The sequence below is a fragment of the Kitasatospora sp. GP82 genome (assembly GCF_029892105.1).
Classification (GTDB): domain Bacteria; phylum Actinomycetota; class Actinomycetes; order Streptomycetales; family Streptomycetaceae; genus Kitasatospora.
On the sequence record NZ_JARZAJ010000008.1, the window covers coordinates 87,964 to 111,884 of the forward strand.

Sequence of the window (23,921 nt, forward strand, 5' to 3'; positions counted from 1 at the left end):
CGGGAGAGTCCTCCGAGGGGCTGTAGCTCAGTTGGTAGAGCGCTTGCATGGCATGCAAGAGGTCCGGGGTTCAATTCCCCGTAGCTCCACTCCGCATCGGCGGTCCGCAAGGGCCGCTCGGTCCGCGGGGCTGTAGCTCAGTTGGTAGAGCGCTTGCATGGCATGCAAGAGGTCCGGGGTTCAATTCCCCGTAGCTCCACAACAGACGTCGAAGGGCGCCTTCCGAATCCGGAAGGCGCCCTTCGGCGTTGCCGGGCCCGGTCGGCTGCCGGGCCTGCTCAGGGGGTGTGGACGTGGCCCTGATCGACGCTCGGGGCGCCCGGGTCCGCGGCGAGACGTTCCATCCGTTCCCGGTCGAGCGGGCGCTCGGGGGTGTAGACCACCATGTAGGCCTCGGGCGTCGCCGGGATGGTCAGGTAGGAGGCCTGGAAGCGCATCTCGCCCACCGCGGCATGCCGGAAGACCTTGCGCGAGGTCCGGGGCGGAGCGACCTCCTGGCGGGCCCACAGCTCGCGGAACTCGGTGCTGGCCGCCGCCAGGTCCCGGATGTACTCCTCCCAGGCCGGCTCCCCGATGTGCCGCCCGTACGCGCCGCGCAGCACGCCGACCATCCGGGGCAGCTCCTCGTCCCGGTTCAGGAAGGGGTTGCAGCAGGCGGGGACGGTGAAGGCGCACCACATGCTGTTGCGGCGGCGGTTCGGCGCCGTCGGGCGGGTCGCGCCGGGGAACAGGGCGTCGTACGCGCCGTTGAAGCGCAGCAGGTCGTAGCGGCTGTTGCAGATCGCCGCGGGCAGCGGGTCCAGCTGATCCAGGATCACCTGGCTGACCGGGTCCACGAGGGGGCAGGGCAGCTCGTCGGGTCGGCTCGGGGTGAGGCCGGCCAGCCGGAACAGATGCTCGCGCTCGGTGCTGTCCAGCCGCAGTGTACGGGCCACCGCCTCCAGCACCTGCTCACTCGCGTTGATCGGCCGCCCCTGCTCAAGCCACGTGTACCAGGTCACCCCGACCCCGGCGAGCTGCGCCACCTCCTCGCGGCGCAGGCCCGGCGTGCGGCGGCGCACCCCGGGCGGCAGGCCGACGGCCTCGGGGGTGACCCGGGCCCGGCACGCCTTGAGGAAGTTGGCCAGCTCGGAGCGGCGTCGGTCCCGGCCGCTGGCGGCCGAGGCGGTTTCGGTACGTGTGTCCAGCACGGTCATTCCCCCATCGTGACGGATCCCCGGGGCCGGCGGCAGCCTGGTTGCCGGGTGCTGCCAGTACCAGGATCAGCAGGCTCTAACCACCAGTATCCGAGGGCCCCCACGCTGGTATCCATGACGGACCTCCAGACCAGAGACACCATCGCCGCGACCGCGGCCCCGAGAGGCACGGCCCGTCCGGGCCTGCTGCTGGCCCTCGTCCTCACCGGGCAGTTCATGGCCCTGCTCGACGTCTCCATCGTCAACGTAGCCGTGCCGACCATCCGCACGGACCTGCACGCCTCCGGCGCGGCCCTTCAACTGGTGATCGCCGGATACACCATCGCGTACGCGGTGCTGCTGATCACCGGTGCCAGGCTGGGCGCGCGCTTCGGCTACAGCAAGCTGTTCCAGTACGGCCTGGTGGGCTTCACCGCCGCTTCGCTGGCCTGCGGTCTCGCCCCGGACACCGGTGCGCTGATCGGCTTCCGGCTGCTCCAGGGGATCGGGGCCGCGTTGATGGTGCCCCAGGTGATGAGCCTGATCCAGCGGACGTTCACCGGCGCGGCCCGCACCCGGGCGCTCGGCCTGTACTCGGCGGTGCTGGCCGGTGGCATGGCGATCGGGCAGGTACTCGGCGGGGTGCTGGTCAGCGCTGACCTGTTCGGCACCGGCTGGCGGCCGGTCTTCCTCGTGAACGTGCCGATCGGTCTGGTGCTGCTGGTCCTCAGCCGCAGGCTGCTGCCGGTGCTGCAGGGAGATGCCGGCCGGCGCTTCGATGTGGCGGGTCTGGTGGTGCTAGCGGCGGCGCTCGGGCTGCTGGTGGTGCCGCTGGTGCTCGGGCACGAGCTGGGCTGGCCGGTCTGGAGCTGGGTGATGCTGGCAGGCAGCGTGCTGATGTTCGGGCTGTTCGGCCTGGTCGAGTGGCGGATCTCCGCGCGGGGAGGCCAGCCGCTGATACCCGCCAGGGTGCTGCGCGCCCCCGGACTGCTCCCGGCCGCCGGGGCGATCTTCCTGATCATGGCGGGCTTCTCCGGCTTCATGTTCGCCTTCGCCCTGCACCAGCAGGCCGGGCTCGGCCACAGTGCGCTGCGCGCCGGGCTGCTCTCCGGTCCGGTCGCGGTCGGTTTCGGCCTCTCCAGCCTGCACTGGCAGCGGCTGCCGCAGCGGCTGCACCGTCCGCTGCCGACGCTCGCGCTGGCCGTGGTGGCGCCCGGCTACCTGGTCTTCGGGCTGCTGCTGCGCGGCGGCGGCGAGATCGGTGTGGGTACCGAGCTGGTGCTGACGGCGGTGGGCCTGGCGGCCGGGTGCGCGTACAGCCCGCTGTTCGCCCGGGCGCTCAGCCGGGTCGACCCGGCGGACGCGGCCGACGGCAGCGGCGTGATGGTGACGCTGATCCAGCTCGGCCAGGTGGTCGGGGTGGCCCTGCTCGGCACGGTCTTCCTGGGAGAGGTCGACTACCCGGCCGTGGCCCGTACTTCGGGACACGCGCTGCTGGTGACCTCGGCGGTGATCGCGGTCGCCTTCGCGCTGGCCACCACCTTCTCGCTGCGCACCCGGCGGGTCGTCGCCTGACGGGAACCGAGGCGCGCGGCCGGCCCTGCAGTTCCCCCGCGCCCCGGCGCTGCCGCATGAGCGGTCCTGAAGTGCCGAGGCACCGGGGGGTGTCTGCGGATATGCGGAAGGCAAGCCTCCGTAAATCTTTGATCATGATGGGCGACTTGTCCTGATCCGCCCCGGTTCTCCTGTCGGAGGGGCTGCCTAGGATCGCCGCCATGCTCCCCACCCAGCAGTTGCCCGCCCCGGATTTCGATCCGGTGGCCGGCCTCCCCGAGCTGGCCGCGATACGGCAGGCCGCAGCGAGTGCCGACTGGCGGGCCGTGCACGCCGCCTTCGCTCCGATCGGCGACGAGCACGGCCGGGTGGTGGCGGCCCGGATTCTCGCCGAGGCGCCCGGCGCCGAGCTGCTGCTGCTCCAGGCGGTCGAGCAGTACCCCGGCGACCCGCTGGCCGCCGTCCTGCTGGCGGGTTGTCACATCCACCTCGGCTGGGAGGCCCGCACCGGCGCCCGGGCCTCGAAGGTCACCCCCGCGCAGTGGGCGGTCTTCCGGGACCGGCTCAACCAGGCCGAACGGCTGCTGATCAAGGTCACCGCGCACCTCCCCGAGTACGCCCTGGCCTGGGTGATGCGACTGGACACCGCCCGCGGCCTCTCGCTCGGCCTCAGTGAGGCCCGACGCCGTCGGCGCAGGCTCGACCAGGTGGCCCCGCACCACTTCGTCGGCCAGAGCCGGCTGCTCCAGCAACTGCTCCCCAAGTGGGGCGGCAGCTGGGAAGAGGCGTACAGCTTCGCCAGGGACAGCTTCCAGGCCGGCCCGCCCGGCAGTCTGAGCGGCGCTCTGCTCGCCGAGTACCACGTGGAGCAGTGGCTGGAGCTGAACGCCGCGGCCCGGCGCGAGTACGTCCACCGCCCGCAGGTCCGCCAGGAGCTCGCCCAGGCGGCTGCCGGTTCCGTACTGCACCCCGACTGCCGGGCCCGCTACGGGCTGATCACCGCGCACGGCACCTTCGCCATGCTCGCGTCGCTCGCCGAGGACCATGCGACCGCCGCCGTGCACTTCCGCGCCATGGGCCCGTACGGCAGCACCTACCCCTGGGGGTACCTCGGCGACTCGGCCGAGACCCTCGCCGAACACCGCGATCGCGCACTGGCGAAGGGCTGACCCGTGATCCACCACTTCGAGGTCGACGGCGTCCCCGGCGTCTTCGCCCAGCGCCCCGGACGGCTCGCGGCCGGGCTGGTCTTCCGGGTCGGCCAGGCCGACGAGCCCCTGGCCAGGGCGGGCATCACCCATCTCGTCGAGCACCTCGCCCTGCACCGCAGCGGCGTCGCCGACCACCACTTCAACGGCGCGACCGGCGCCCTGTACACCCACTTCCATCTGGAAGGCACCGAACAGGACGTCAGCTCCTTCCTGCTGAGCGTCTGTCAGTCCCTCACCGCCCTGCCGATGGAACGGCTGGAGACCGAGAAGTCGATTCTGCGGACCGAGGAGTCCGGACGCGGCCCGGGCCCCGCCGAGGCTTTCGGCGTCTGGCGGTACGGGGCGCAGGGTCACGGCCTGGTCAGCTACCCCGAGTGGGGCGTGCCGGGACTCGATCCGCAGACCGTCCAGCAGTGGGCCGACACCTGGTTCACCCAGGGCAACGCCGCGCTCTGGGTCTCGGGCGAGTACCTTCCCGCCGGCCTGCGGCTGCCGCTCCACCCGGGCCGCCGGATGCCCGTACCGGCCGCGACCTCCGCTCTGCCGCAGACGCCCGCGTACTTCGCCGAGGGCCAGGGCCAGGTGCTCTTCAACGCCGTCCTGCCCCGCTCCGCCGCCACCTCGCTGTACGCCCTGTGCCTGGAGCGCGAGCTCTTCCGCGAGCTGCGCCAGGAGGGCGGTCACTCCTACACCGCCACCGCCGCCTGTGCGCACCGGGGCGACGGCTGGAGCGTGGTCACCGGACTCGCCGACGCCCTCGGCGAGCAGCAGGACGCGGTGCTCGGCGGCTTTGTGGACGTCCTGGCCAGGCTGGCCGCCGTCGGCATCCCGCAGAACGAGCTCGACACGGTGCGCGGCCGGGCCGACGAGGCGTACACCTCGCCGGAGGCCGACGCGGGCCGCCTGCCCGGGTACGCCGCCGACCTGCTCGGCGGGCTGCCGCTGCGCAGCGCCGAGGAACTGCGCGCCGAGCTGTGGGCGGTGACCCCAGGCGAGGTCCACGAGGCCGCCAGGCAGGCGCAGGCGAGCGGCCTGCTGCGCGTCCCGGCCGGGCGCCGGGCCGACTGGGCCGGGTACGCGGCCGCGCCGCTCGGGTCCGAGTCGGCCGTGCACGGCACCGGCCACAGCGCCCGGGAGGAGGGCGGCCCCGAGCTGGTCGTCGGCGCCGAGGGTGTCAGCCTGGTGTGCGGCGACGAGCTGGCGACCGTCCGCTACCGGGAGTGCGCGGCCATGCTCAGCTGGCCGGACGGCGGGCGGCGGCTGATCGGTGCCGACGGCATCACCGTGGCGCTGGAGCCGGAGGACTTCGAGGTCGACGCGCACACCCTGGCCACGGTGGACTCCGCGGTGCCGCCGCAGGCGGTGGTACGGATGCCGCCCCGGGCGCCCAGGCCGCCGCGTCCGTCGGCGCCCGCGCCCAAGCCTGCCGCCGCACCGGCCGAGCCGGCACCCGTGTTCGGCCGCGGGCAGCGCGTCCTGCTGGCGGTGTTCACCGTCCTGGCCTGGCTGTGGGGCGGCATCACGCTGCTGGTGCTGCTCACCATGGACAAGCAGTCGGTGGGCGACCCGGCCGCGTGGTTCGTCAACGCGATGCTCCTGGCGATCGAAGCCGGCCTGGTCCGGGCGGTGCTCCGGCGCCGGCGTCGGCGGAAAGCGGGCCGAAGAGCGGATTAGGGGACTGCCCGCCAGAGCATGTACAGTTGTCCATGTCGCCGAGGGAGACCGCAAGGGAAACCGCAGGTGACGCGAGAAGGACACGGGGCTGTAGCTCAGTTGGTAGAGCGCTTGCATGGCATGCAAGAGGTCCGGGGTTCAATTCCCCGTAGCTCCACAGGAAAGAAGACCGCCTCCCGTATCGGGAGGCGGTCTTCTGCGTGTCCGGTGGCGCCGTGCCGTCCTGAACCCCGCTGAAGTCCCGTATCGCACCCCGGCGTTCAGCCGGCCGCTGCCCTACCCGGTTGCCCGGCCCGGCGGTTACGGTCGTGCCATGGCGGATCTGGCGCGCAAGCGGAACGAAGAACTGGCCCGGATACTCCACCAGCTCGGCTGGAGCCCCGAACGCCTCGCCCGCGAGGTCAACACCGGCCTCCCCGCCCAGCTGGCGATCAGCTCGACAGCCCCCTACAAGTGGCGCGACCGGGGCATGGTCCCCAGGTCGCCGCACGACCAGACGGTCTGCGAGGTGCTCAGCCGGGCCGTCGGCATCGCGGTGACGTACGAACAGCTCTGGGGCCGGATGGGCAGCGGCCGGGGGGCCAAGATCCTCTCGCCCCGGCTGCTCACCGACCCGTGGACCGCCGACACCGCCCAGACCGCGCTGCGCGAGGCGGGCGCCGACGCCGTGCCCGTCCGGCTCACCGATCTCTTCCGGGGCGCCGAACTCGAACAGGCCGCCCGGCACTGGGCCTCCCCGCCGCCCGAGGTCACCGGCGGCGAAGGCGCCCTGCGGATCGCCCCCGAGCAGATCGCCGATCTGCGGATCTCCTACGACAGCAAGCAGCGCCTGGAACGCACCTACGGCGGCGGGCTGATCCTCGGTCTGGCCAAGGCCGAGCTGGAGATGGCCGGAAAGCTGCTGGAACTCGGCTCGTACGGTGAGCAGTTGGGGCGGGAGCTGTACGGCGTGGCCGGTCGTCTGGCCCGGCTGGTCGGCTGGGCCAACTACGACATGGGCAACGACGCCGCCGCCCAGCGGGCCTTCGTCGCCGCGCTGCGGGCGGCCCATGTCTCCGGCGACCCCCGGCTCGGCGTGAGCGTGGTCGGCTGCCTGGCCGCGCAGGCCACCCACAACGCGGGCGGTCGGGGCCTGGACCCGGTCGCGATGCTCTCCACCGCGCTGCGCGCCGCCGACGAGGTGCTGGCCCCGGCCGAGCGGGCGCTCCAGCTCGGCCGGATCGCCCGTGCACACGGCAAGAAGGGTGAGCAGATCAGCGCCGAGGCGGTCGCAGACCGGGCCTTCGAGGCACTGGACGAGGTGGCGGGGGACGAGAACCACACCCAGGAACGGGCCGACCTGGAGGGAATGGTGGGGGAGGGCTACCTCTTCCTCGGCGACCACGAGCGGGCCCGCGTCCTGCTCTCCTCGGCGATCACCGCCCTCGCGCCGGAGCGGGCCAGAACGAAGGCGCTGCTGATGGTCCGGCTCGCCGACTCCTACCGCAGGACCGGCGAGCACGATTCGGCCGCCGGGACGGCCGACGAGGCCCGGCTGCTGGCGGCCGGGATGCAGTCGGTGCGAGTGGCCGCCGCGCTGCGCGAGTTCGACGCGGCGGTCAAGGCCGGATAACCGCCGGGTGCCGCTTGACGGTGCGGTACCCTGAGCCCATGCGAACCGTGCGCCTGCTCCTTAGCCGGCCGCGCTGACCAGGACCGGCTGAGCCCTCGGGCGGTGCCGGAGTCGGCGTGGCGTCCCCTCCTGCGAGGGGCTTTTTTGTTTTGCGGCGCTGCCCGCTTCGCCGGGCCCGGCCCGGCTGACGATTCGCTAACTGACATCCGATGGAGCTTGAAGGACCATGAGCGAGACGACACCTGCTTCCGCCGCCGTCGAGGCTGCCGGCGAGCCCTTCCGGTACAGCGCGGCCCTGGCCGCGGAGATCGAGTCCCGCTGGCAGGACGTCTGGGAGAAGGAGGGGACGTTCAACGCCCCCAACCCGGTGGGTGCGCTGGCCGACCCTACCGCCGGTGACGTCGCCGCGAAGCCGCACAGCTTCATCATGGACATGTTCCCGTACCCCTCGGGCGCCGGTCTGCACGTCGGCCACCCGCTGGGCTACATCGCCACCGACGTGTACGCCCGCTACCAGCGGATGACCGGCCACAACGTGCTGCACACCCTGGGCTACGACGCCTTCGGCCTGCCCGCCGAGCAGTACGCGGTACAGACCGGAACCCACCCCCGGGTGTCCACCGAGGCGAACATCGCCAACATGCGCCAGCAGCTGCGCCGTCTGGGCCTGGGCCACGACTCGCGCCGGTCGATCTCCACGATCGACCCCGAGTACTACCGCTGGACGCAGTGGATCTTCCTGCAGATCTTCAACTCCTGGTACGACGAGGACGCGGCCAAGGCCCGCCCGATCGCCGAGCTGATCGCCCGGTTCGAGGACGGCTCGCGTGCCGTGCCCGGAGGCCGTGACTGGGCGTCGCTGTCGGGCGCCGAGCGCGACGAGGTGCTGGGCGAGTACCGCCTGGCGTACGCCAAGGAGGTGCCGGTCAACTGGTGCCCCGGTCTGGGCACCGTACTGGCCAACGAGGAGGTCACCGCGGACGGCCGCTCCGAGCGCGGCAACTTCCCGGTCTTCAAGTCGAACCTGCGCCAGTGGATGATGCGGATCACCGCGTACTCCGACCGCCTGATCAAGGACCTGGACCTGCTGGACTGGCCCGAGGCCATCAAGCTGCAGCAGCGCAACTGGATCGGGCGCAGCGAGGGTGCCCGCGTGGACTTCGCCGCCGGCGACGGCCAGGCGATCACCGTCTTCACCACCCGTCCTGACACCCTGTTCGGCGCCACCTACATGGTGCTGGCGCCCGAGCACGAGCTGGTCGACTCGATCGTCCCGGCCGCCTGGCCGTCGGACACCCACAACGACTGGAAGAACGGCGCCCACAGCCCGGCCGAGGCCGTCGCCGCCTACCGGGCGGCGGCCGCCGCCAAGTCGGACGTCGAGCGCCAGATGGACGCCAAGGTCAAGACGGGTGTCTTCACCGGCGCGTACGCGACCAACCCGGTCACCGGAAAGCCCGTGCCGGTCTTCATCGCCGACTACGTGCTGATGGGCTACGGCACCGGCGCGATCATGGCCGTGCCCGCCCACGACCACCGGGACTTCGCCTTCGCCCGCGCCTTCTCGCTGCCGATGACCTGCGTCGTCCAGCCGACCGACGGCCGCGGCGAGGACCCGCACGAGTGGGACGACGCCTTCGACACCTACGACTCCGTCATCGTCAACTCGGCGCACGACGGCCTGTCCCTGAACGGCATGAGCGTCGTCGGGGCCAAGGCCGCGGCGACCGCCTGGCTGACCGAGCAGGGCATCGGCGAGGGAACCGTCAACTACCGCCTGCGTGACTGGCTGTTCAGCCGTCAGCGGTACTGGGGCGAGCCCTTCCCGATCGTCTACGACGAGGACGGCGTGATGCACGCGCTGCCCGAGTCGATGCTGCCGGTCGAGGTCCCCGAGGTCGACGACTACTCGCCGCACACCTACGACCCGTTCGACTCCACCTCCTCGCCGAAGACCCCGCTGTCCCGCAACGAGGACTGGGTCACCGTCCAGCTGGACCTGGGCGAGGGCGTCAAGACCTACCGCCGCGAGACCAACACCATGCCCAACTGGGCCGGTTCCTGCTGGTACGAGCTGCGCTACGTCGACCCGGTCAACGGTGAGCGGGCGGTCGACCCGGCCAACGAGAAGTACTGGCTGGGCGCGACGGAGCAGAAGCCCGCCGGTGGCGCCGACCTGTACGTCGGCGGTGCCGAGCACGCGGTGCTGCACCTGCTGTACGCCCGCTTCTGGCACAAGGTGCTGCACGACCTGGGGCACGTCTCCTCGATCGAGCCGTTCCACAAGCTGTTCAACCAGGGCATGATCACCGCCGACGTCTACCGGGACGAGCGCGGCTTCCCCGTCCCGGCCGCCGAGGTCGAGGAGCGGGACGGCAAGTACTTCTGGCAGGGCGAGCCGGTCAAGCGCGAGGCCGGCAAGATGGGCAAGTCCCTGAAGAACGCCGTCGCCCCCGACGAGATCGCCGACGAGTACGGCGCCGACACGCTGCGCCTGTACGAGATGTCGATGGGCCCGCTGGACGTCTCCCGCCCGTGGGACACCCGTGCCGTGGTCGGCTCGTACCGCTTCCTGCAGCGGCTGTGGCGCAACATCGTCTCCGAGAGCACCGGCGAGCTGGTGGTCACCGAGGAGGAGCCCGACGAGGCGACCCTGCGCGCGCTGCACAAGGCGATCGACGGCATCCGCGGCGACATGGCCGGGCTGCGCTTCAACACCGCCGTCGCCAAGGCGATCGAGCTGAACAACTTCCTGGTGAAGCGCGGTTCCACGCCTCGCTCCGTGGCCGAGCAGGTCGTCCTGCTGGTCGCCCCGCTGGCCCCGCACATCGCCGAGGAGCTGTGGCGCAGGCTGGGCCACAGCGGCTCGCTCGCCTACACCGACTACCCCGTCGCCGACCCCGCGTACGTGGTGGACGAGACGGTCACCTGTGTCGTCCAGATCAAGGGCAAGGTCAAGGCCCGGCTCGAGGTCGCGCCGTCGATCTCCGACGCCGAGCTGGAGGCCCTGGCACTGGCCGACCCGGCCGTCGTCGCGGCGATCGGCGACGCGCCAGTGCGCAAGGTCATCGCGCGGGCACCGAAGCTGGTGAACATCGTTACCGGCTGACGGCTGACGGCTGACGGCTGACGGCGGCTTCGGCTCGCTGTTCCCGCTTGTGACGGGTGGCCCTTCCCGGGGTGTTCGGCTTCCGGGAAGGGCCACCCTGCTTTTCTGCTCTCTCCGCTCTGCTGGGGCATTGGGGGATATCCCTGAGGCTTCCCTGATCTCGGGTGGGATCGGCCGTTTCGGGGATCCGCGCGGTGGCGGGTACGGATACGGTGGAGCTCTCGGCGGACATGGGAAGGTGGCTGGCGATGGACGCGGTCGGTGTGGTGTTCGGCTTGGTTCTGCTCTTCGTGGTGGCCGCACTGGCCATGCTGGTGGTCGCGGCGGTGAAGGCCACCAGACGGGTGGCGGCGAAGGTCGGCGAGCACGAGGCGAACGCACGCCGCGCTGTCGAGAACGCCGCACTGAAGGCGAAGACCTTCACCAAGCCCGGTCCCGTGGGCAGGATCTCCGCCGTCCGCCTCTCGCTGCGGACCTCGCTGGAGAGCACCAGGAAGGTGCTGGAGGCCGGGCTGCCGGAGGACAGCCAGCTCGCCGAGGCGCTCCAGCTGCTGACCAGGCTCGACGCACATGCGGCCGAGCTGGACGGCGAGTTGCGGATCCTGGAGCGGGAGCCCGATCAGGCCAGGGTCGCCGCCAAGCTGCCCGAGCTCACCGAGCGGGCCGAGCGGATCACCCACTCCGCGGAATCGATGCGCTGGGCCGCGCAGGACCGGATGCACCGATTCGCCGACGACGAGCTCGCGCGGCTGAGCGAGGCGTGCGAGACGGAGGCGGGCTCGCTGCGGCACTGGGAGTCGGCGTCGGCCGGTTCAGCGGAGCGGTCTGCCGGTACGGTGTACTCCGCTTCGGGGCAGGCGGCGTCCGATGCGGACCGCAAGGGCCTGGGCGCGGGGCGTCAGCCGAGCGCCGAGGAGGTGCTCGGGCTCGCCGCCGAACCGCTGGCCAGGCTCGCTCAGCGTCTCCGCAAGCCCTCTGCCGGGAGCTCGTCGGCCGGCTGACCCCGCAGAGGCCGTCGGTTGCCTCGCCCCTTGCTGTTGAGGTGCCGTGGTCGCCGTCCGCGGACTGTCCGCAGGTGGGGCGCTGTCTTATGAGCCGGACGGGGAGTAACCTCCGGCTCATGCCCGACCGCCTCGCACTCGTCACCGACTCGACGGCCTATCTGCCGCAGGAAGCCATCGACCGGCACCGGATCGCGGTGGTCCCGCTCAGCGTCGCCGTGGGCGACGAGGTGTTGGCCGAAGGCGTGGAGATCTCTCCCAAGGACGTCGCCGAGGCCCTGCGGGCCAAGCGCAGGGTCACCACCTCCCGCCCCAGCCCCGAGACCTTCGCCGCGGCCTACCGCGCCGCCGCCGAGGCGGGTGCCACCGGGATCGTCTCGGTGCACATCTCGGGCGAGCTCTCCGGTACGTACGAGGCCGCGCGCCTCGCCGCCACCGAGGTAGGGATCCCGGTCCGGGTGGTGGACAGCCGACTGGTCGGCATGGCCCTCGGACACGCCGTGCTGACGGCCGCCCAGGCCGTCGAGGCGGGTCTCGGCCTGGACGAGACGGTGGCCGCCGCCATCGCCCGCGCGGCTGGGACCAGCGGCTTCTTCTACGTGGACACCCTGGAACACCTCAGGCGCGGCGGCCGGATCGGCGCCGCACGGGCGCTGCTCGGCTCGGCACTTGCGGTGAAGCCCCTGCTCTACCTCTCCGGCGGCCGGATCGAGCCGCTGGAGAAGGTCAGGACGGCTTCCCGGGCGATCGCCAGACTTGAGGAGATCGCGGTCGAGCGGGCAGGGGAGGCGGACGTCGACATCGCCGTGCACCACCTGGCGGCGGAGGAGCGGGCCGAACCGCTGGCCGAACGCCTGAGGGAGCGGGTACCCGGTCTCAAGGACCTCTACGTCGGCGAGGTCGGCGCGGTGATCGGTGCACATGTCGGCCCCGGGCTGCTCGCGGTGGTCGTCTCGCCGCGCTGAGGGCCGCGTTGAGGGCCGCGCTGAGGGCCGCACCGGCGGCCGTCGCTGATGCTTCGTCGGCTGAAACTCGCTCGTTCGAGGGACAAGAGTTATCCACAACCCCGGGTTGTCCACAGGATTTCGGTTGCTCGTGGGTGGCTTGCCGATCTGCTCCTACCGTCCTCGGCATGAGGACGATGACACCGGGCGCAGCCCGACGCCGAGAGACCACCGACGCCGTCCGGGACCGGATGGCCAACCTGTTCCTGACCGACCATCGGCCGCCGCCCGCTTCGGGCAGGAGCCGCCCTGAAGCCGAGGCGGCGCCCCGGGCCACCCGGCGGGTGGTCTCACCGCCTCGGCCCGACTCTCTCCCGAAGGGGCCGCCGGGGGAGCCCGAGTCCGAGTCCGAGTCCGAGTCCGAGTACGACGCCGAGTCCGAGTACGACGCCGACGCCGGATCCGGGCCTGGGGCCGAAGCCGTCCCGCCGGGGCGTAACCGCGAGCTGCTGCGGCTGTACGAACGGGCCGCCGCCAGGCCGCCTGAGGCCCCGTTCGGTGCCCATGCCCATGCCCCGGCTGCGGCCGAGGAGCTCGACGACGAGGAGGTGGAGGCGGCCGAAGCCGCCGAAGAGCCGTTGTCGGTCGAGCAGGACACCCCGGGCAGGGCGTCGGCCGCTGCGCGCCGTCCGTCCGAGGTGGCCGTCCACCCGTCGCGGTTGCGGCGACGGCGTGCGGTGCTGCCGGCCCTCCACCCAGGCCTGGTGCTCGACCGACGGGCGATCCTCGGGCTGGCGGTGCTGCTCGTGCTCGCCGTTGGTTATGCCGTGCAGCACTTCTGGCTCGGCCGTCCGCAGCCGGTCACGATTCCGACCGTGACGGCCGGCACTGCCAGTCCTGCGGCGGCGGTGCACGGGGGAAGCGATCCCCCGCTCTCGCCCTCTGCGGGGCCGCCAGGGGCGGTTGTGGTGGTGGAGGTAGCGGGAAAGGTCCAGCATCCCGGGCTGCGAACGCTGCCCAGCGGCGCCCGGGTCGCCGATGCCCTGAGCGCAGCGGGCGGCCCGCTGCCCGACACCGACACCGCCGGTCTCAACCTGGCTCGACTACTGGCCGACGGCGAGCAGGTCGTGGTCGGCGCACCGGCCGGGCAGCCGCCCCCGGTCGCCGCCGCCGGGCCGAAGGCGCCGCTCAGCCTGAACCAGGCCACCGTCGAGCAGCTCGACGCACTGCCCGGCGTCGGCCCCACGCTGGCCCAGCGGATCGTCCACTTCCGCCAGGAGCACGGCGGTTTCCGCTCCCTCGACCAGCTCCGTCAGGTCAGCGGCATCGGCGCGCGCAAGTTCGGGGACCTCCGAGCTCTGCTCACCCTCTGACACACCGCCGTCCACGGACTTGCCGTCCTGTTGTCGCCGACCGAGGGAGGTGCGCCACGATGGCCCTGTCCGAAGCCGCCGTGCTGTCCCGAGTCTCCGGCAGCCGTGAACCTGCCGATCTGCGTCTCGTTCTCCCGGCCGTCTCCGCCTGGGCGGCCGCCTTCACCGTCCTCGGCCTGGCACCGGATCACCGTCCGCTGCTCCCACCCCTGGCGGGGCTGGCGGCTGCCCTCGCCCTGCTGCTCCTTGCCGTCCCCGCCCAGCGCCGCCGCCGCACCGCCCTCCTGCTCGCCGCCACCCTGCTCACCGGCGCCGCCGCGACAGTCACCACCCTGCTGCACACGGCCGACCTCCACCGAGGCCCGCTGCCCGCCCTCGCTCATGCGCCCGCCCCCACCGAGAGCTCTCCCGAACTCACCGTCAGCCTCACCATCGCGGGCGACCCCAAGGCCCACACCTCCCACTCTCGCGGTACGGCCCCGGGCCAGTCCCTGCTCACCGTGAGCGCCGTCGTCGACAGCGTCACCCTCCCGCAGCCCCTGAACGCCTCCCCGGGGACCTCCCCGAACGCGCCCCCGGAGCCGCCCGCTCTCCGTACCGTCCGGACCCGGACTCCCGTCACCGTCATGGTCCGTGCCCAGGATGCCGACGGCTGGCGCGATCTGATCCCCTCCACCCGACTGCGCGCCGACGTGCGGGTGACCCCGACCCACGAGGGTGTGCAGACCGCCGCCGCCGTCCTGCTGGCACGCGGAAGTCCGGAGCTGCTCGCCCCGCCGAGCCTGCCGCAGCGGCTGGCCAGCCGACTGCGATCGGGCCTTCGCGCTGCCTGTGACCACCTGCCCGCCGATACCCGGGGCTTGCTTCCCGGCCTCGTCGTCGGTGACACCTCCCGGCTCCCGGACGACCTGGACGAGGCCTTCCGTGCCACGGACCTCGGGCATCTGACCGCCGTCAGCGGCGCGAACCTCATGATCGTGCTGACCGTCCTGATCGGAATGCCCGGACAGGCCGGCACGCCGGGACGCGGTGGGCTGGCCGGGCGCCTCGGCCTGCCGCTGCGCACCACGGCGGTACTTGGCACCGTGCTCACCCTGGCGTTCGTGACCGTCTGCCGGCCCGACCCCAGCGTGCTCCGGGCGGCCGCCACCGGGCTGGTCGGGCTCCTGGCCCTCGGCACCGGGCGACCACGGCAGGCGCTCCCGGCGCTGGCCGCAGCCGTCCTCGGTCTGGTCCTCCTCGACCCGTACCTCGCCCGTTCCTACGGATTCGTACTCTCCGTCCTGGCCACCACCGGGCTGCTCACCCTCGGTCCGCGCTGGACGGCCGCCCTGACGGAACGGCGCTGGCCGCACCACCTCGCCACGGCGGTCGCCGCCACCGCCGCCGCCCAGGCGCTCTGTGCCCCGGTCACCATCCTGCTGGCGCCCCGGGTGAGCCTGGTCGCCGTCCCCTGCAATCTGCTGGCCGAGCCCGCCGTCGCACCGACCACCCTCCTCGGGTTCGCCGCCCTGGTGGTTGACCCCCTCTCCCATACCGCTGCCGGCTTCCTGGTCGGCCTGGCCGCACTTCCCGTCGCCTGGCTGGCGGGTGTCGCCCGGTACGGAGCTGCGCTCCCGGGTGCGCAACTGGCCTGGCCCGAAGGCCCGTTCGGTGCCGCCCTGCTCGCCGTCGCGACGCTCGCACTGGCCTGGGCGGTCCGCCCCTTTCTGCTGTCACCCGCCGCCGCCCGCCGGGCCAGGCCCGCCGCCCACCGGTTCAGGGCCGCTCTGGCGGCGGTCCTCGGCCTGACGATCCTGGCCGTCCTACTGCGTCCGCCCCTGCTCACCCGACTCGCCACCGGCTGGCCGCCGAAGGGCTGGCAGCTGGTCATGTGCGACATCGGTCAGGGGGATATGACCGTGCTGCCCATCCGTTCCACGGGCGAGGACACGCCGGACAGTGCGATCGTGGTGGATACCGGACCCGACCCGCACGCCGCCGACACCTGCCTGCGTGAACTCGGTATCACACGGGTGCCATTGCTGATCCTGAGTCACTTCCACGCGGACCACGCCGAGGGTCTGCCCGGCGTTCTTCGCGGCCGTCGGGTGGGGGCGCTCCAAGTCACCACTCTGGAAACGCCGGTGGGGGAGTACGCCCGGGTACTCGCCTGGGCCGCAGCCGCCCGCGTTCCCATTCTGCGGGCCCAGCGCGGCGAACACCGCTTCGCCGGGGCCGAGCTCTCCTGGGACGTCCTATGGCCCGACGACACCCTCGGCCCCGGTACCCCGGGCGCGAACAACGCCAGCATCGCCCTGCTGGCCTCGGCCGGCCCGCGCTCGGACCCGCTGAGCATCGCGCTGCTGGGCGATCTCGAACCTCCGGCCCAGGCCGCCCTCCGGGCCCGGATGACACCACCGCGGGTGGACGTCCTCAAGGTGGCCCACCACGGCTCGGGTCATCAGGACGGGGATCTCACCGACGCGCTGCACCCGCACCTGGCCCTCATCTCCTGCGGGACCGACAACCCGTACGGGCATCCCGCCGCCCAGACCGTCGCCCACCTGCGGTCTCTGGGCACAACCGTCCTCCGTACCGACCAGGTTGGAGACATCGCCGTTCTCGGCACCCCTGCCACTCTCCGAGCGGCAACGCACCCCCACGGCCCCGCAGCCCTCGCCCGGTCGGCCCGTGCTCCGCCCTCCTGGGGACGAACTGCTCATCGGGGCTGAACCGTGCGGTGCTGATCGCCCGGAGGGCTCGCAGTAGTCGAGATCCCTGGGGGCGCTGTGCCAGGGGGCTTCCCCGGCACAGCGCGTAGCGGATCCGGACAGGCGGTCTGTTCAAGTGGAAGGGAGTGCTGGAGTGAGAGCACGGAGCCACGGAAGGCCAATCCCCTTGCGCCCCATGGCCCTCGTGGCCCTCGCGGCCTCGCGCCTCCCCGGCGCTGGGGTTGCCCCTGGGCCTCAGCCCTCCTCCCGCCAGCCGTCCTGGTCGGCGGCGAGGGTGTCGAGTGCGGAGAGCAGCTCGGGAGTCCAGCCGGTCTCCTCCGGCGGATCCACGACGACCAGCCACTGGGCGTCCTCGGCGTCGTCCTCGCCGGCCAGCGAGTCCCGGACGACTTCGAGTTCGCCCAGGTCGGGCCAGCGGGCGGAGAGCTCCTCGGCCACCTCGTCGGCGGCGTCGCGATCGGGAAGAACGAGGAGTTGACGGGTGAAATTCGTGGTCACCGCACCATTGTGCAGATTGCCGGGGCCGCTGTGGAGAGCGGGTCCGGCCGTCGTTGTCGGCGCCCCGTGCGATCCTGGTAGGCGATGGCCAGGAAGAGTGCACCCGACGACCTGCTCGCCCCGCTGACCCTTGTGGTCGGCCAGGAGGAGCTGCTGTTGGACCGCGCGGTCGCCCAAGTGGTGGCCGCCGCCAAGGCAGCGGATCCGGACACCGATGTGCGCGATCTCCCCCCCGGTGCTCTCCAGCCCGGCAGTCTGGCCGAGTTGACCACACCCTCGCTCTTCGCCGAGCGGAAGGTCATCGTGGTCCGGGCCGCGCAGGATCTCTCCGCAGATTCGGTGAAGGAGGTCAAGGCGTACATCGAGGCACCGGCCGATGAGGTGATCATGGTGCTGGTGCATGCCGGTGGCGCCAAGGGCAAGGGCCTGCTGGACGCCGGTCGCAAGGCCGGTGGCCGCGAGGTGCAGTGCGCCAAGCTGGCCAAGGCCGGTGACAAGTTGGCCTTCATCCGGGGTGAGTTCCGCACTCTCGGCCGCTCGGCGACGCCCGAGGCGTGCCAGGCCCTGCTGGACTCACTGGGCAGTGACCTGCGCGAGCTGGCCGCCGCGTGCAGTCAGCTCACCGCCGATGTCGAAGGCACCATCGACGAGACGGTTGTGGCGCGTTACTACAGCGGCCGGGCCGAGGCGACGGGCTTCGAGGTCGCCGACCTGGCGGTCACCGGCCGGGCCGCGGAGGCGCTGGAGCGGCTGCGCTGGGCGCTGGCGGTCGGCCAGCCGCCCACCGGCATCACCTACGCCCTCGCCTCCGGGGTCCGCAGCATCGGCCGGCTGGCCACGACCGGCCGGAACATGCGTCCGGCCGATCTGGCCCGCGAGTTGGGCATGCCACCGTGGAAGGTCGAGCGGGTCCGCCAGCAGATGCGTGGCTGGACGGGCGATGCCGTGGCCACCGCATTGACCGCGATCGCGAAGGCGGACGCCGCGGTCAAGGGCGGTTCGGACGACCCGGCGTATGCGCTGGAGCGGGCCGTGGTCGCCGTGGCGCGGGCCGCCCGCTCCGGCGGCCGCCCTTACTGAGCGGTCGCCCTGAGCGGTCGCCGTTCGGGGCAACGCCTACGCGGCGGGCGGCGCGATCGGTCCCTGGGCAACTCCCCTGCCGGGACCGAGGATCAGGTCCCGCCGATCGACTTGAGCACGTCCCGGCTGTCCATCAGCAGAGCCTGCCGGATGGTGTCCTGGTCCGGCGGGTTGGTCTTGCCCGCCTGGTACGAGCCCGACCAGCTCAGGTAGTACGTCAACCCGCCGTCGCGGACGTACAGCACCTGGGTGAGGTAGTGCCAGGTCCGGTCCGTGCTGCTGGGGTCGTCCAGATAGCCGATGTACGCCTCGTCGCCCAGGTTGGGCACCTCGGTGATGGTGTACCGGCGCTGCTGGAGGCTCGACCGCTGAGCCGCGAACTCCGGGCGCGGGTCGGTCACTTTGTGCAGCTGAGCCTCCAGATAGAGCGAGGAGTACTCGCTCTCGCCGCTGCTCTTCTTCAGGTACTCGCTGCAGTACATGTCGTCGAGCGCGGAGTGCCGGGTCGAGTAGTGGTACGGCGTGCCGGACTGCGCGGGGTAGAGCTGGGTGAAGCGGTTCAGCCGGGCCGTGGCGCAGAGGTCGTCGACCAGGTGGTAGCCGCTCAGGCTCGGCGCCTTGGCGCCACTGCTCACCAGGCCGGGGACGGTGATCACCGCAGCCGCCCACACCGCCGAGGCCACCAGGGCTCCGGCCACGCCCCACCACAGCCCCCTGCGTGAACCCCTGCCCGTGGGTGCGGCCGCAGGCCCGGGGACCGGCGCGGGCGGCAGCCCGGGCGGGGGCGGCTGCTGGGGCAGCGTGGACGGTGGCGGTCCGTAGGCGGCCACCGGTCCTGGGTATCCGTATCCGTATCCGGGCCCGGCGTCTGTCGGCGTGGACATCTGATGCGCCCCCAGAGGGTGTGCTGCGTGGTCGGTCCACCGAACGATATCGGTGAACAAGCGATTGCAAAGAGTGAGAACGCGGCCGGGGGCGGTGAGTTGCGGGCGGGGTGGCGGTGGACCGCACGGACGGCAGCGGGCCGAAAACGCCGACAGGCGCCACAGCTGCCCGGGGAAGGGCTCGGCTGTGACGCCTGTCGGTCCTGCTGTGTACCGCACCCGCGTGGCGAACGCAGGCCGCGTGCGGTACGGAGTCTTGTCGCCTCAGCGCACCGGGTAGAGGGCCGGTTCGCGAGCTGAGGAGATTGGTCGTGCGGGAGGCGGGTAGAGGGCCGCCGGTTCGCGCCGACCGGTCCGGGCGGGGCCCGGAGTCGAATCAGGCAGCGACGCGCTTGGTGATCGCGGACTTCTTGTTGGCGGCCTGGTTCTTGTGGATGATGCCCTTGCTCGCGGCCTTGTCGAGAGCCTTGGAGGCGGCGCGAGCGAGCTCGACGGCCTTCTCGGTCTCACCGGCGGCGGCGGCCTCGCGGGCCTTGCGCAGGGCGGTCTTCAGCGAGGACTTGACGGCCTTGTTGCGCAGGCGCGCCTTCTCGTTGGTCTTGTTGCGCTTGATCTGGGACTTGATGTTCGCCACGAAGGAGCCTCAGTCTGTGATGGATCGGTCTTGAGTGTGCACCTGGAGTGCCTAAGGTCTGCTGAGAGGGCATGCCGAGGGCAGATGCAGCGCCCCACGCTACCAGGGGCTCCGGGATCGGCCCAAACCGGCAGCCCGCTCGGGCGCCGAGCAGGTGCCGAGCGGGCACTGAGCGGGCACTGAGCAGCGACCTGGCCTGGGTGAACGCGGCGAGGAACTCCTCCGCCCGGCCGGGCGGGACATCCAGCGGCCCATTCTCCAGGATCATGGGCATCGATCCTCTTCCGCGTCCGGGGCTTGCAGGGAAGAGCTGGACGGCGCGCAGGTCCGGGCTCGTGGGAAGATGGATGGAACCATTTCGATCGGACGAGACCGTCCGGTCCCCGGGAAGCCGGTCAGCGATGACCCGGACACCCCGGCCCCCGGACCAACGGAGAATCGGACCAAGGTGCCCGCGACCCCCAGCAATGTGCCAGAGCCCAGCCGTACCGACCCGGCGGTGATCCGCAACTTCTGCATCATCGCCCACATCGACCACGGCAAGTCCACGCTCGCCGACCGGATGCTGCAGATCACCGGTGTGGTGGACCCGCGCCAGATGCGCGCTCAGTACCTCGACCGGATGGACATCGAGCGCGAGCGCGGCATCACCATCAAGTCGCAGGCGGTCCGCCTCCCGTGGGCCCCGAAGACCGGTGAGAACGTGGGTACGACCCACATCCTCAACATGATCGACACCCCGGGCCACGTGGACTTCACGTACGAGGTGTCCCGCTCCCTCGCCGCCTGCGAGGGCACCATCCTGGTCGTGGACGCCGCGCAGGGCATCGAGGCGCAGACCCTCGCCAACCTGTACCTGGCGCTGGAGAACGACCTCACGATCATCCCGGTCCTCAACAAGATCGACCTGCCTGCCGCCCAACCCGAGAAGTACGCGGCCGAGCTCGCGCACATCATCGGCTGCGACCCGGAGGACGTCCTCAAGGTCAGCGCCAAGACCGGCCTCGGCGTCGAGGATCTGCTCGACCACGTGGTCGACAAGATCCCCGCCCCGGTCGGCGTCAAGGACGCCCCGGCCCGCGCGATGATCTTCGACTCGGTGTACGACTCCTACCGTGGCGTGGTCACCTACGTCCGTGTGGTCGACGGCCAGCTCACCAAGCGTGAGCGGATCGCGATGATGTCCACCGGCGCGACCCACGAGCTGCTGGAGATCGGCGTCATCTCGCCCGAGCCCAAGGTCGCCGAGGGCCTCGGCGTCGGCGAGGTCGGCTACATCATCACCGGTGTGAAGGACGTCCGGCAGTCCAAGGTCGGTGACACCATCACCTCGATGCACAAGGGTGCGACCGAGGCGCTGGGCGGCTACAAGGACCCGCGTCCGATGGTGTTCTCCGGCCTCTACCCGCTGGACGGCTCCGACTACCCGCTGCTGCGCGACGCCTTGGACAAGCTGCGTCTCAACGACGCCGCCCTCGTCTACGAGCCGGAGACCTCGGTCGCGCTCGGCTTCGGCTACCGCTGTGGCTTCCTCGGCCTGCTGCACCTGGAGATCATCCGGGAGCGCCTGGAGCGCGAGTTCAACCTCGACCTGATCTCCACCGCCCCCAACGTGATCTACCGGGTGGTGATGGAGGACGGCACCGAGCACACCGTCACCAACCCGAGCGAGTTCCCGACCGGCAAGATCGCCGAGGTGTACGAGCCGGTCGTGCGCGGCACCATCCTCGCCCCGAACGAGTTCGTCGGCGCGATCATGGAGCTCTGCCAGGCCCGCCGCGGCAACCTCCAGGGCATGGACTACCTGTCCGAGGACCGGGTCGAGCTGCGCTACACCCTGCCGCTCGCCGAGATCGTCTTCGACTTCTTCGACCAGCTGAAGTCCAAGACCCGCGGCTACGGTTCCTTCGACTACGAGCCCATCGGCGAGCAGAGCGCCAACCTGGTCAAGGTGGACATCCTGCTGCACGGTGACGCGGTGGACGCCTTCTCCGCGATCGTGCACAAGGACAAGGCGTACAACTACGGCGTGATGATGGCCGGGAAGCTGCAGAAGCTGATCCCGCGCCAGCAGTTCGAGGTGCCGATCCAGGCGGCCATCGGCTCCCGGGTGATCGCCCGTGAGACGGTGCGCGCCATCCGCAAGGACGTCCTCGCCAAGTGCTACGGCGGTGACATCTCGCGTAAGCGGAAGCTGCTGGAGAAGCAGAAGGAGGGCAAGAAGCGGATGAAGATGGTCGGCCGCGTGGAGGTCCCGCAGGAGGCCTTCATCGCCGCTCTGTCCACCGACGCGGACGCCCCGAAGAGCGAGAAGAAGTAGCGCCACGGCAGACGGGCCCGGAGCAGCAGCTCCGGGCCCGTTCGCGTGCGCTCACCGCAGGGCGCCGAGCACCCCGCCGACGATCGCCGCCTTGGCCAGCCGCCCTGCCGCCCTGGTGAGGACGGTCGGCCGCATCGAGTCGTCCGGGTGGACGAGCTGGAGCAGGCCGTCCCGGCGCCCGAGGCTCAGGCACTGCACGACGTAGCGGAAGTCGAAGGGCTCGGTGGTCCGGCCGGTGAGCAGCCTGCCGAGGTACCGGCCCATCGGCAGGGCGGTGGCGCAGCCCATCCGCAGGGTGCCGATGCCCGGCACGGTGGCCGAGGCGGCGTCGCCGATCACATGGACGTCCGGGTGCGAGGTGGAACGCAGGTACTCGTCCACCACCGCGCGCCCTTGGGCGTCGACGGCGAGCCCGGCGTCGGCCGCCAGTGGGAGCGGTTCCAGCGAGGCGGCCCAGGCGGTGATCTCGGCGTCGATCGTTCCCCGATCGGTGCGCAGCCCTCGCTCGGTCACGGCGGTCACCGGCTGGTGCTCGTCCACATGGACGCCGAGCCGCCCGAAGACCCGCAGGATGTGCGCACGGCCCTTGGGCGAGAACCAGCCGCCGACCTGGCCGGCCGCGGCGATCCGCACCTGCCACCGCGGGTACGCCTCGGCGAGTTCGGCCGCCAGCTCGATACCGGTGGCGCCGCCCCCGACCACGGCCACGGTGCCGGGCCGTCCGGCCGCCGTCAGCCGCCGGTGCAGTTCGGCGGCGCGTTCGGCCGAGTAGGCGTGCTCTGCGGCGCCGGGGACACCGTGCCAGGCGGTCCGGCTGCCGAGCGCGTAGACCAGGGTGTCGTACGGAACGGTCTCGCCGGAGTCCAGGCAGACCTTTCGACCCGTCAGGTCGATCTCGGTGGCGCGAGCCTGACGGTGTTCCACCTGGCGGCCGCGCAGCAGCTGGGCGATGGTGGGCCACGGTGCGCCGTGGCCTGCGGCCGTCTCGTGCTGGCGGATCCGGTGGGCGAAGCGGCCCTCGGGGGCGACCAGCATGGCCCGGTGCTGCCGGCCCACCTCGGTGGCGGTGGCGAGGCCTGCGTAGCCCGCGCCCAGTACGACGATCTGCTTGCCGGTCATGGCATCCTCCCGCGATGCGGTTGCCCTGTGCGCGGATGCCGCGCATTCGCGAGGAGGACGGAGCAGCCCGCCCGAGTGTGACCATGACCTGTGTCACGCCAGATGGGCGAGCTTCTCCGGGTTGACCACGACGTACGCCTCGGTGATCCGTCCGCCCGCCACGGTGAAGGCCACCACGCCGGTGACCTGGCCCGACTCGGTGGCAAGCGCCAGACCGGGCTCGCCGTTGACCAGGACGAAGTCCAGTACGCCGGCCTTGGCCGCGCCGAGCCACTTTCCGGCCAGACCCAGCACCAGGCGGGAGACCTTGTCCGCGCCGAGGATGGGACGGACCGCGGCCGAGACGACGCCGCCGCCGTCGGAGTGCCAGACCACGTCGGGGTCGAGGACGGCGAGCAGCGCCTGGATGTCGCCGCTCGCGGTGGCGGCGGCGAAGGCGTGCACCGCCTGCCGGTGCTCGGCCGGTTTCACCCGGCCGCCGCGCCCGTTCCCGGCCTTGACCCGCCGTCGGGCCCGGGAGGCCAGCTGGCGGGTGGCGTCGGGGGTGCGGTCGAGGGTGGCGGCGATCTCGTCGAAGCCGATGGAGAAGACGTCGTGCAGGACGAAGGCGGTGCGCTCGGCCGGGGTGAGCTGCTCCATCACGGCGAGCAGTGCGAGCGAGACCTCCTCGCCGAGCTCGGCGAGCCGGTCGGGGGTGTGCTCGTCGGTGAGCAGCGGTTCGGGGAGCCACTCGCCGTAGTACGACTCGCGGCGGACCCGGGCCGAGCCCAGCTGGTCGTAGCAGAGCCGGGTGACGATGGTGGTCAGGTAGGCGCGCGGGTCGGCCACCTGGGACTGGTCCACCGCACGCCAGCGCAGCCAGGTCTCCTGCAGTACGTCCTCGGCGTCCGTGACCGAGCCGAGCAGCCGGTACGCGACCGAGCCCAGGTAGCGCCGGTTGGCCTGGTATGCGTCCGCGCCAGTGGCTGAGCCTTCGTCACTCACCCGAACACCGTAGCGCGTCAGAGCGGCTCCTCATG

17 protein-coding genes and 3 tRNA genes are annotated in these 23,921 nt (G+C 71.9%); 14 read left to right on the forward strand and 6 right to left on the reverse strand.

Annotation, left to right across the window (positions count from 1 at the left end; translation table 11 throughout):
- The first annotated feature begins 16 nt into the window (after positions 1–16).
- A tRNA-Ala gene (locus P3T39_RS10585) sits at positions 17–89 on the forward strand.
- A 37-nt stretch (positions 90–126) separates the two neighbouring features.
- A tRNA-Ala gene (locus tag P3T39_RS10590) sits at positions 127–199 on the forward strand.
- Positions 200–278: 79 nt separating this feature from the next.
- On the opposite strand, the gene P3T39_RS10595 is transcribed toward P3T39_RS10590, so the two are convergent.
- On the reverse strand, positions 279–1,196 hold the full coding sequence (locus P3T39_RS10595) for a helix-turn-helix transcriptional regulator (protein WP_280697174.1): 918 nt from the start codon (positions 1,194–1,196) through the stop codon (positions 279–281).
- Between the two features lie 114 nt (positions 1,197–1,310).
- On the opposite strand from P3T39_RS10595, the gene P3T39_RS10600 reads away from it, so the two are divergent.
- The 10 genes from P3T39_RS10600 (at position 1,311) to P3T39_RS10645 (ending at position 16,367) form a co-directional block, all read left to right on the forward strand.
- Positions 1,311–2,750 carry an MFS transporter gene (locus tag P3T39_RS10600; RefSeq protein WP_280697176.1) on the forward strand — a complete coding sequence of 480 codons (1,440 nt, stop codon included), beginning with the start codon at positions 1,311–1,313 and terminating at the stop codon, positions 2,748–2,750.
- 200 nt (positions 2,751–2,950) lie between these two features.
- Positions 2,951–3,898, forward strand: a complete 948-nt coding sequence (locus P3T39_RS10605; protein WP_280697177.1) for a hypothetical protein — start codon at positions 2,951–2,953, stop codon at positions 3,896–3,898.
- A 3-nt stretch (positions 3,899–3,901) separates the two neighbouring features.
- Entirely contained in the window at positions 3,902–5,614 is a 1,713-nt protein-coding gene (locus P3T39_RS10610; RefSeq protein WP_280697178.1) for an insulinase family protein, read from the forward strand.
- Positions 5,615–5,698: 84 nt separating this feature from the next.
- A tRNA-Ala gene (locus P3T39_RS10615) sits at positions 5,699–5,771 on the forward strand.
- Positions 5,772–5,927: 156 nt separating this feature from the next.
- On the forward strand, positions 5,928–7,226 hold the full coding sequence (locus P3T39_RS10620; protein ID WP_280697179.1) for a hypothetical protein: 1,299 nt from the start codon (positions 5,928–5,930) through the stop codon (positions 7,224–7,226).
- 226 nt (positions 7,227–7,452) lie between these two features.
- The gene (leuS, locus tag P3T39_RS10625; RefSeq protein WP_280697180.1) at positions 7,453–10,335 is read left to right on the forward strand and encodes a leucine--tRNA ligase; all 2,883 of its coding nucleotides are present in this window, start codon (positions 7,453–7,455) and stop codon (positions 10,333–10,335) included.
- Positions 10,336–10,529: 194 nt separating this feature from the next.
- Positions 10,530–11,336 (forward strand): hypothetical protein, encoded by an 807-nt coding sequence (locus tag P3T39_RS10630; protein ID WP_280697181.1) that lies wholly within the window; start codon positions 10,530–10,532, stop codon positions 11,334–11,336.
- A gap of 119 nt (positions 11,337–11,455) precedes the next feature.
- Positions 11,456–12,301, forward strand: coding sequence for a DegV family protein (locus P3T39_RS10635; protein ID WP_280697182.1), 846 nt, complete (start codon positions 11,456–11,458; stop codon positions 12,299–12,301).
- Positions 12,302–12,468: 167 nt separating this feature from the next.
- Positions 12,469–13,653, forward strand: a complete 1,185-nt coding sequence (locus P3T39_RS10640) for a ComEA family DNA-binding protein (RefSeq protein WP_280697183.1) — start codon at positions 12,469–12,471, stop codon at positions 13,651–13,653.
- A gap of 59 nt (positions 13,654–13,712) precedes the next feature.
- Positions 13,713–16,367: a ComEC/Rec2 family competence protein gene (locus P3T39_RS10645; RefSeq protein ID WP_280697185.1), complete on the forward strand. Its 2,655-nt coding sequence runs from the start codon at positions 13,713–13,715 to the stop codon at positions 16,365–16,367.
- A gap of 234 nt (positions 16,368–16,601) precedes the next feature.
- On the opposite strand, the gene P3T39_RS10650 is transcribed toward P3T39_RS10645, so the two are convergent.
- The gene (locus P3T39_RS10650; protein WP_231591133.1) at positions 16,602–16,865 is read right to left on the reverse strand and encodes a hypothetical protein; all 264 of its coding nucleotides are present in this window, start codon (positions 16,863–16,865) and stop codon (positions 16,602–16,604) included.
- Positions 16,866–16,949: 84 nt separating this feature from the next.
- Here P3T39_RS10650 and holA point away from each other — a divergent pair, with 84 nt between their 5' ends.
- Positions 16,950–17,945 (forward strand): DNA polymerase III subunit delta, encoded by a 996-nt coding sequence (gene holA, locus P3T39_RS10655; RefSeq protein ID WP_280697187.1) that lies wholly within the window; start codon positions 16,950–16,952, stop codon positions 17,943–17,945.
- A 92-nt stretch (positions 17,946–18,037) separates the two neighbouring features.
- On the opposite strand, the gene P3T39_RS10660 is transcribed toward holA, so the two are convergent.
- Together P3T39_RS10660 and rpsT are read right to left on the reverse strand one after the other, a co-directional pair.
- Positions 18,038–18,829, reverse strand: a complete 792-nt coding sequence (locus P3T39_RS10660; RefSeq protein WP_280697189.1) for a hypothetical protein — start codon at positions 18,827–18,829, stop codon at positions 18,038–18,040.
- Positions 18,830–19,205: 376 nt separating this feature from the next.
- Positions 19,206–19,463 (reverse strand): 30S ribosomal protein S20, encoded by a 258-nt coding sequence (gene rpsT, locus P3T39_RS10665; RefSeq protein ID WP_045302106.1) that lies wholly within the window; start codon positions 19,461–19,463, stop codon positions 19,206–19,208.
- Between the two features lie 448 nt (positions 19,464–19,911).
- Between rpsT and lepA the strand changes: the two genes are divergently transcribed.
- Positions 19,912–21,783 carry a translation elongation factor 4 gene (gene lepA / locus P3T39_RS10670; protein WP_280697191.1) on the forward strand — a complete coding sequence of 624 codons (1,872 nt, stop codon included), beginning with the start codon at positions 19,912–19,914 and terminating at the stop codon, positions 21,781–21,783.
- A 51-nt stretch (positions 21,784–21,834) separates the two neighbouring features.
- Here the strand turns inward: lepA and P3T39_RS10675 are convergent, their stop codons facing one another.
- Both P3T39_RS10675 and sigJ read right to left on the reverse strand, forming a co-directional pair.
- On the reverse strand, positions 21,835–22,902 hold the full coding sequence (locus P3T39_RS10675) for an FAD-dependent oxidoreductase (RefSeq protein WP_280697192.1): 1,068 nt from the start codon (positions 22,900–22,902) through the stop codon (positions 21,835–21,837).
- 93 nt (positions 22,903–22,995) lie between these two features.
- Positions 22,996–23,886, reverse strand: a complete 891-nt coding sequence (sigJ, locus tag P3T39_RS10680; protein ID WP_280697193.1) for an RNA polymerase sigma factor SigJ — start codon at positions 23,884–23,886, stop codon at positions 22,996–22,998.
- Positions 23,887–23,921 lie beyond the last annotated feature (35 nt).

Excerpts from the sequence above, each read along its gene's own strand:
- P3T39_RS10595 (WP_280697174.1), bottom strand. The coding sequence starts at position 1,196 with ATGACCGTGCTGGACACACGTACCGAAACCGCCTCGGCCGCCAGCGGC.
- leuS (WP_280697180.1), top strand. The coding sequence starts at position 7,453 with ATGAGCGAGACGACACCTGCTTCCGCCGCCGTCGAGGCTGCCGGCGAG.
- P3T39_RS10635 (WP_280697182.1), top strand. The coding sequence starts at position 11,456 with ATGCCCGACCGCCTCGCACTCGTCACCGACTCGACGGCCTATCTGCCG.
- P3T39_RS10660 (WP_280697189.1), bottom strand. The coding sequence starts at position 18,829 with ATGTCCACGCCGACAGACGCCGGGCCCGGATACGGATACGGATACCCA.
- holA (WP_280697187.1), top strand. The coding sequence starts at position 16,950 with ATGGCCAGGAAGAGTGCACCCGACGACCTGCTCGCCCCGCTGACCCTT.
- P3T39_RS10675 (WP_280697192.1), bottom strand. The coding sequence starts at position 22,902 with ATGACCGGCAAGCAGATCGTCGTACTGGGCGCGGGCTACGCAGGCCTC.
- P3T39_RS10620 (WP_280697179.1), top strand. The coding sequence starts at position 5,928 with ATGGCGGATCTGGCGCGCAAGCGGAACGAAGAACTGGCCCGGATACTC.
- P3T39_RS10645 (WP_280697185.1), top strand. The coding sequence starts at position 13,713 with ATGGCCCTGTCCGAAGCCGCCGTGCTGTCCCGAGTCTCCGGCAGCCGT.
- P3T39_RS10600 (WP_280697176.1), top strand. The coding sequence starts at position 1,311 with ATGACGGACCTCCAGACCAGAGACACCATCGCCGCGACCGCGGCCCCG.
- P3T39_RS10605 (WP_280697177.1), top strand. The coding sequence starts at position 2,951 with ATGCTCCCCACCCAGCAGTTGCCCGCCCCGGATTTCGATCCGGTGGCC.
- P3T39_RS10640 (WP_280697183.1), top strand. The coding sequence starts at position 12,469 with ATGAGGACGATGACACCGGGCGCAGCCCGACGCCGAGAGACCACCGAC.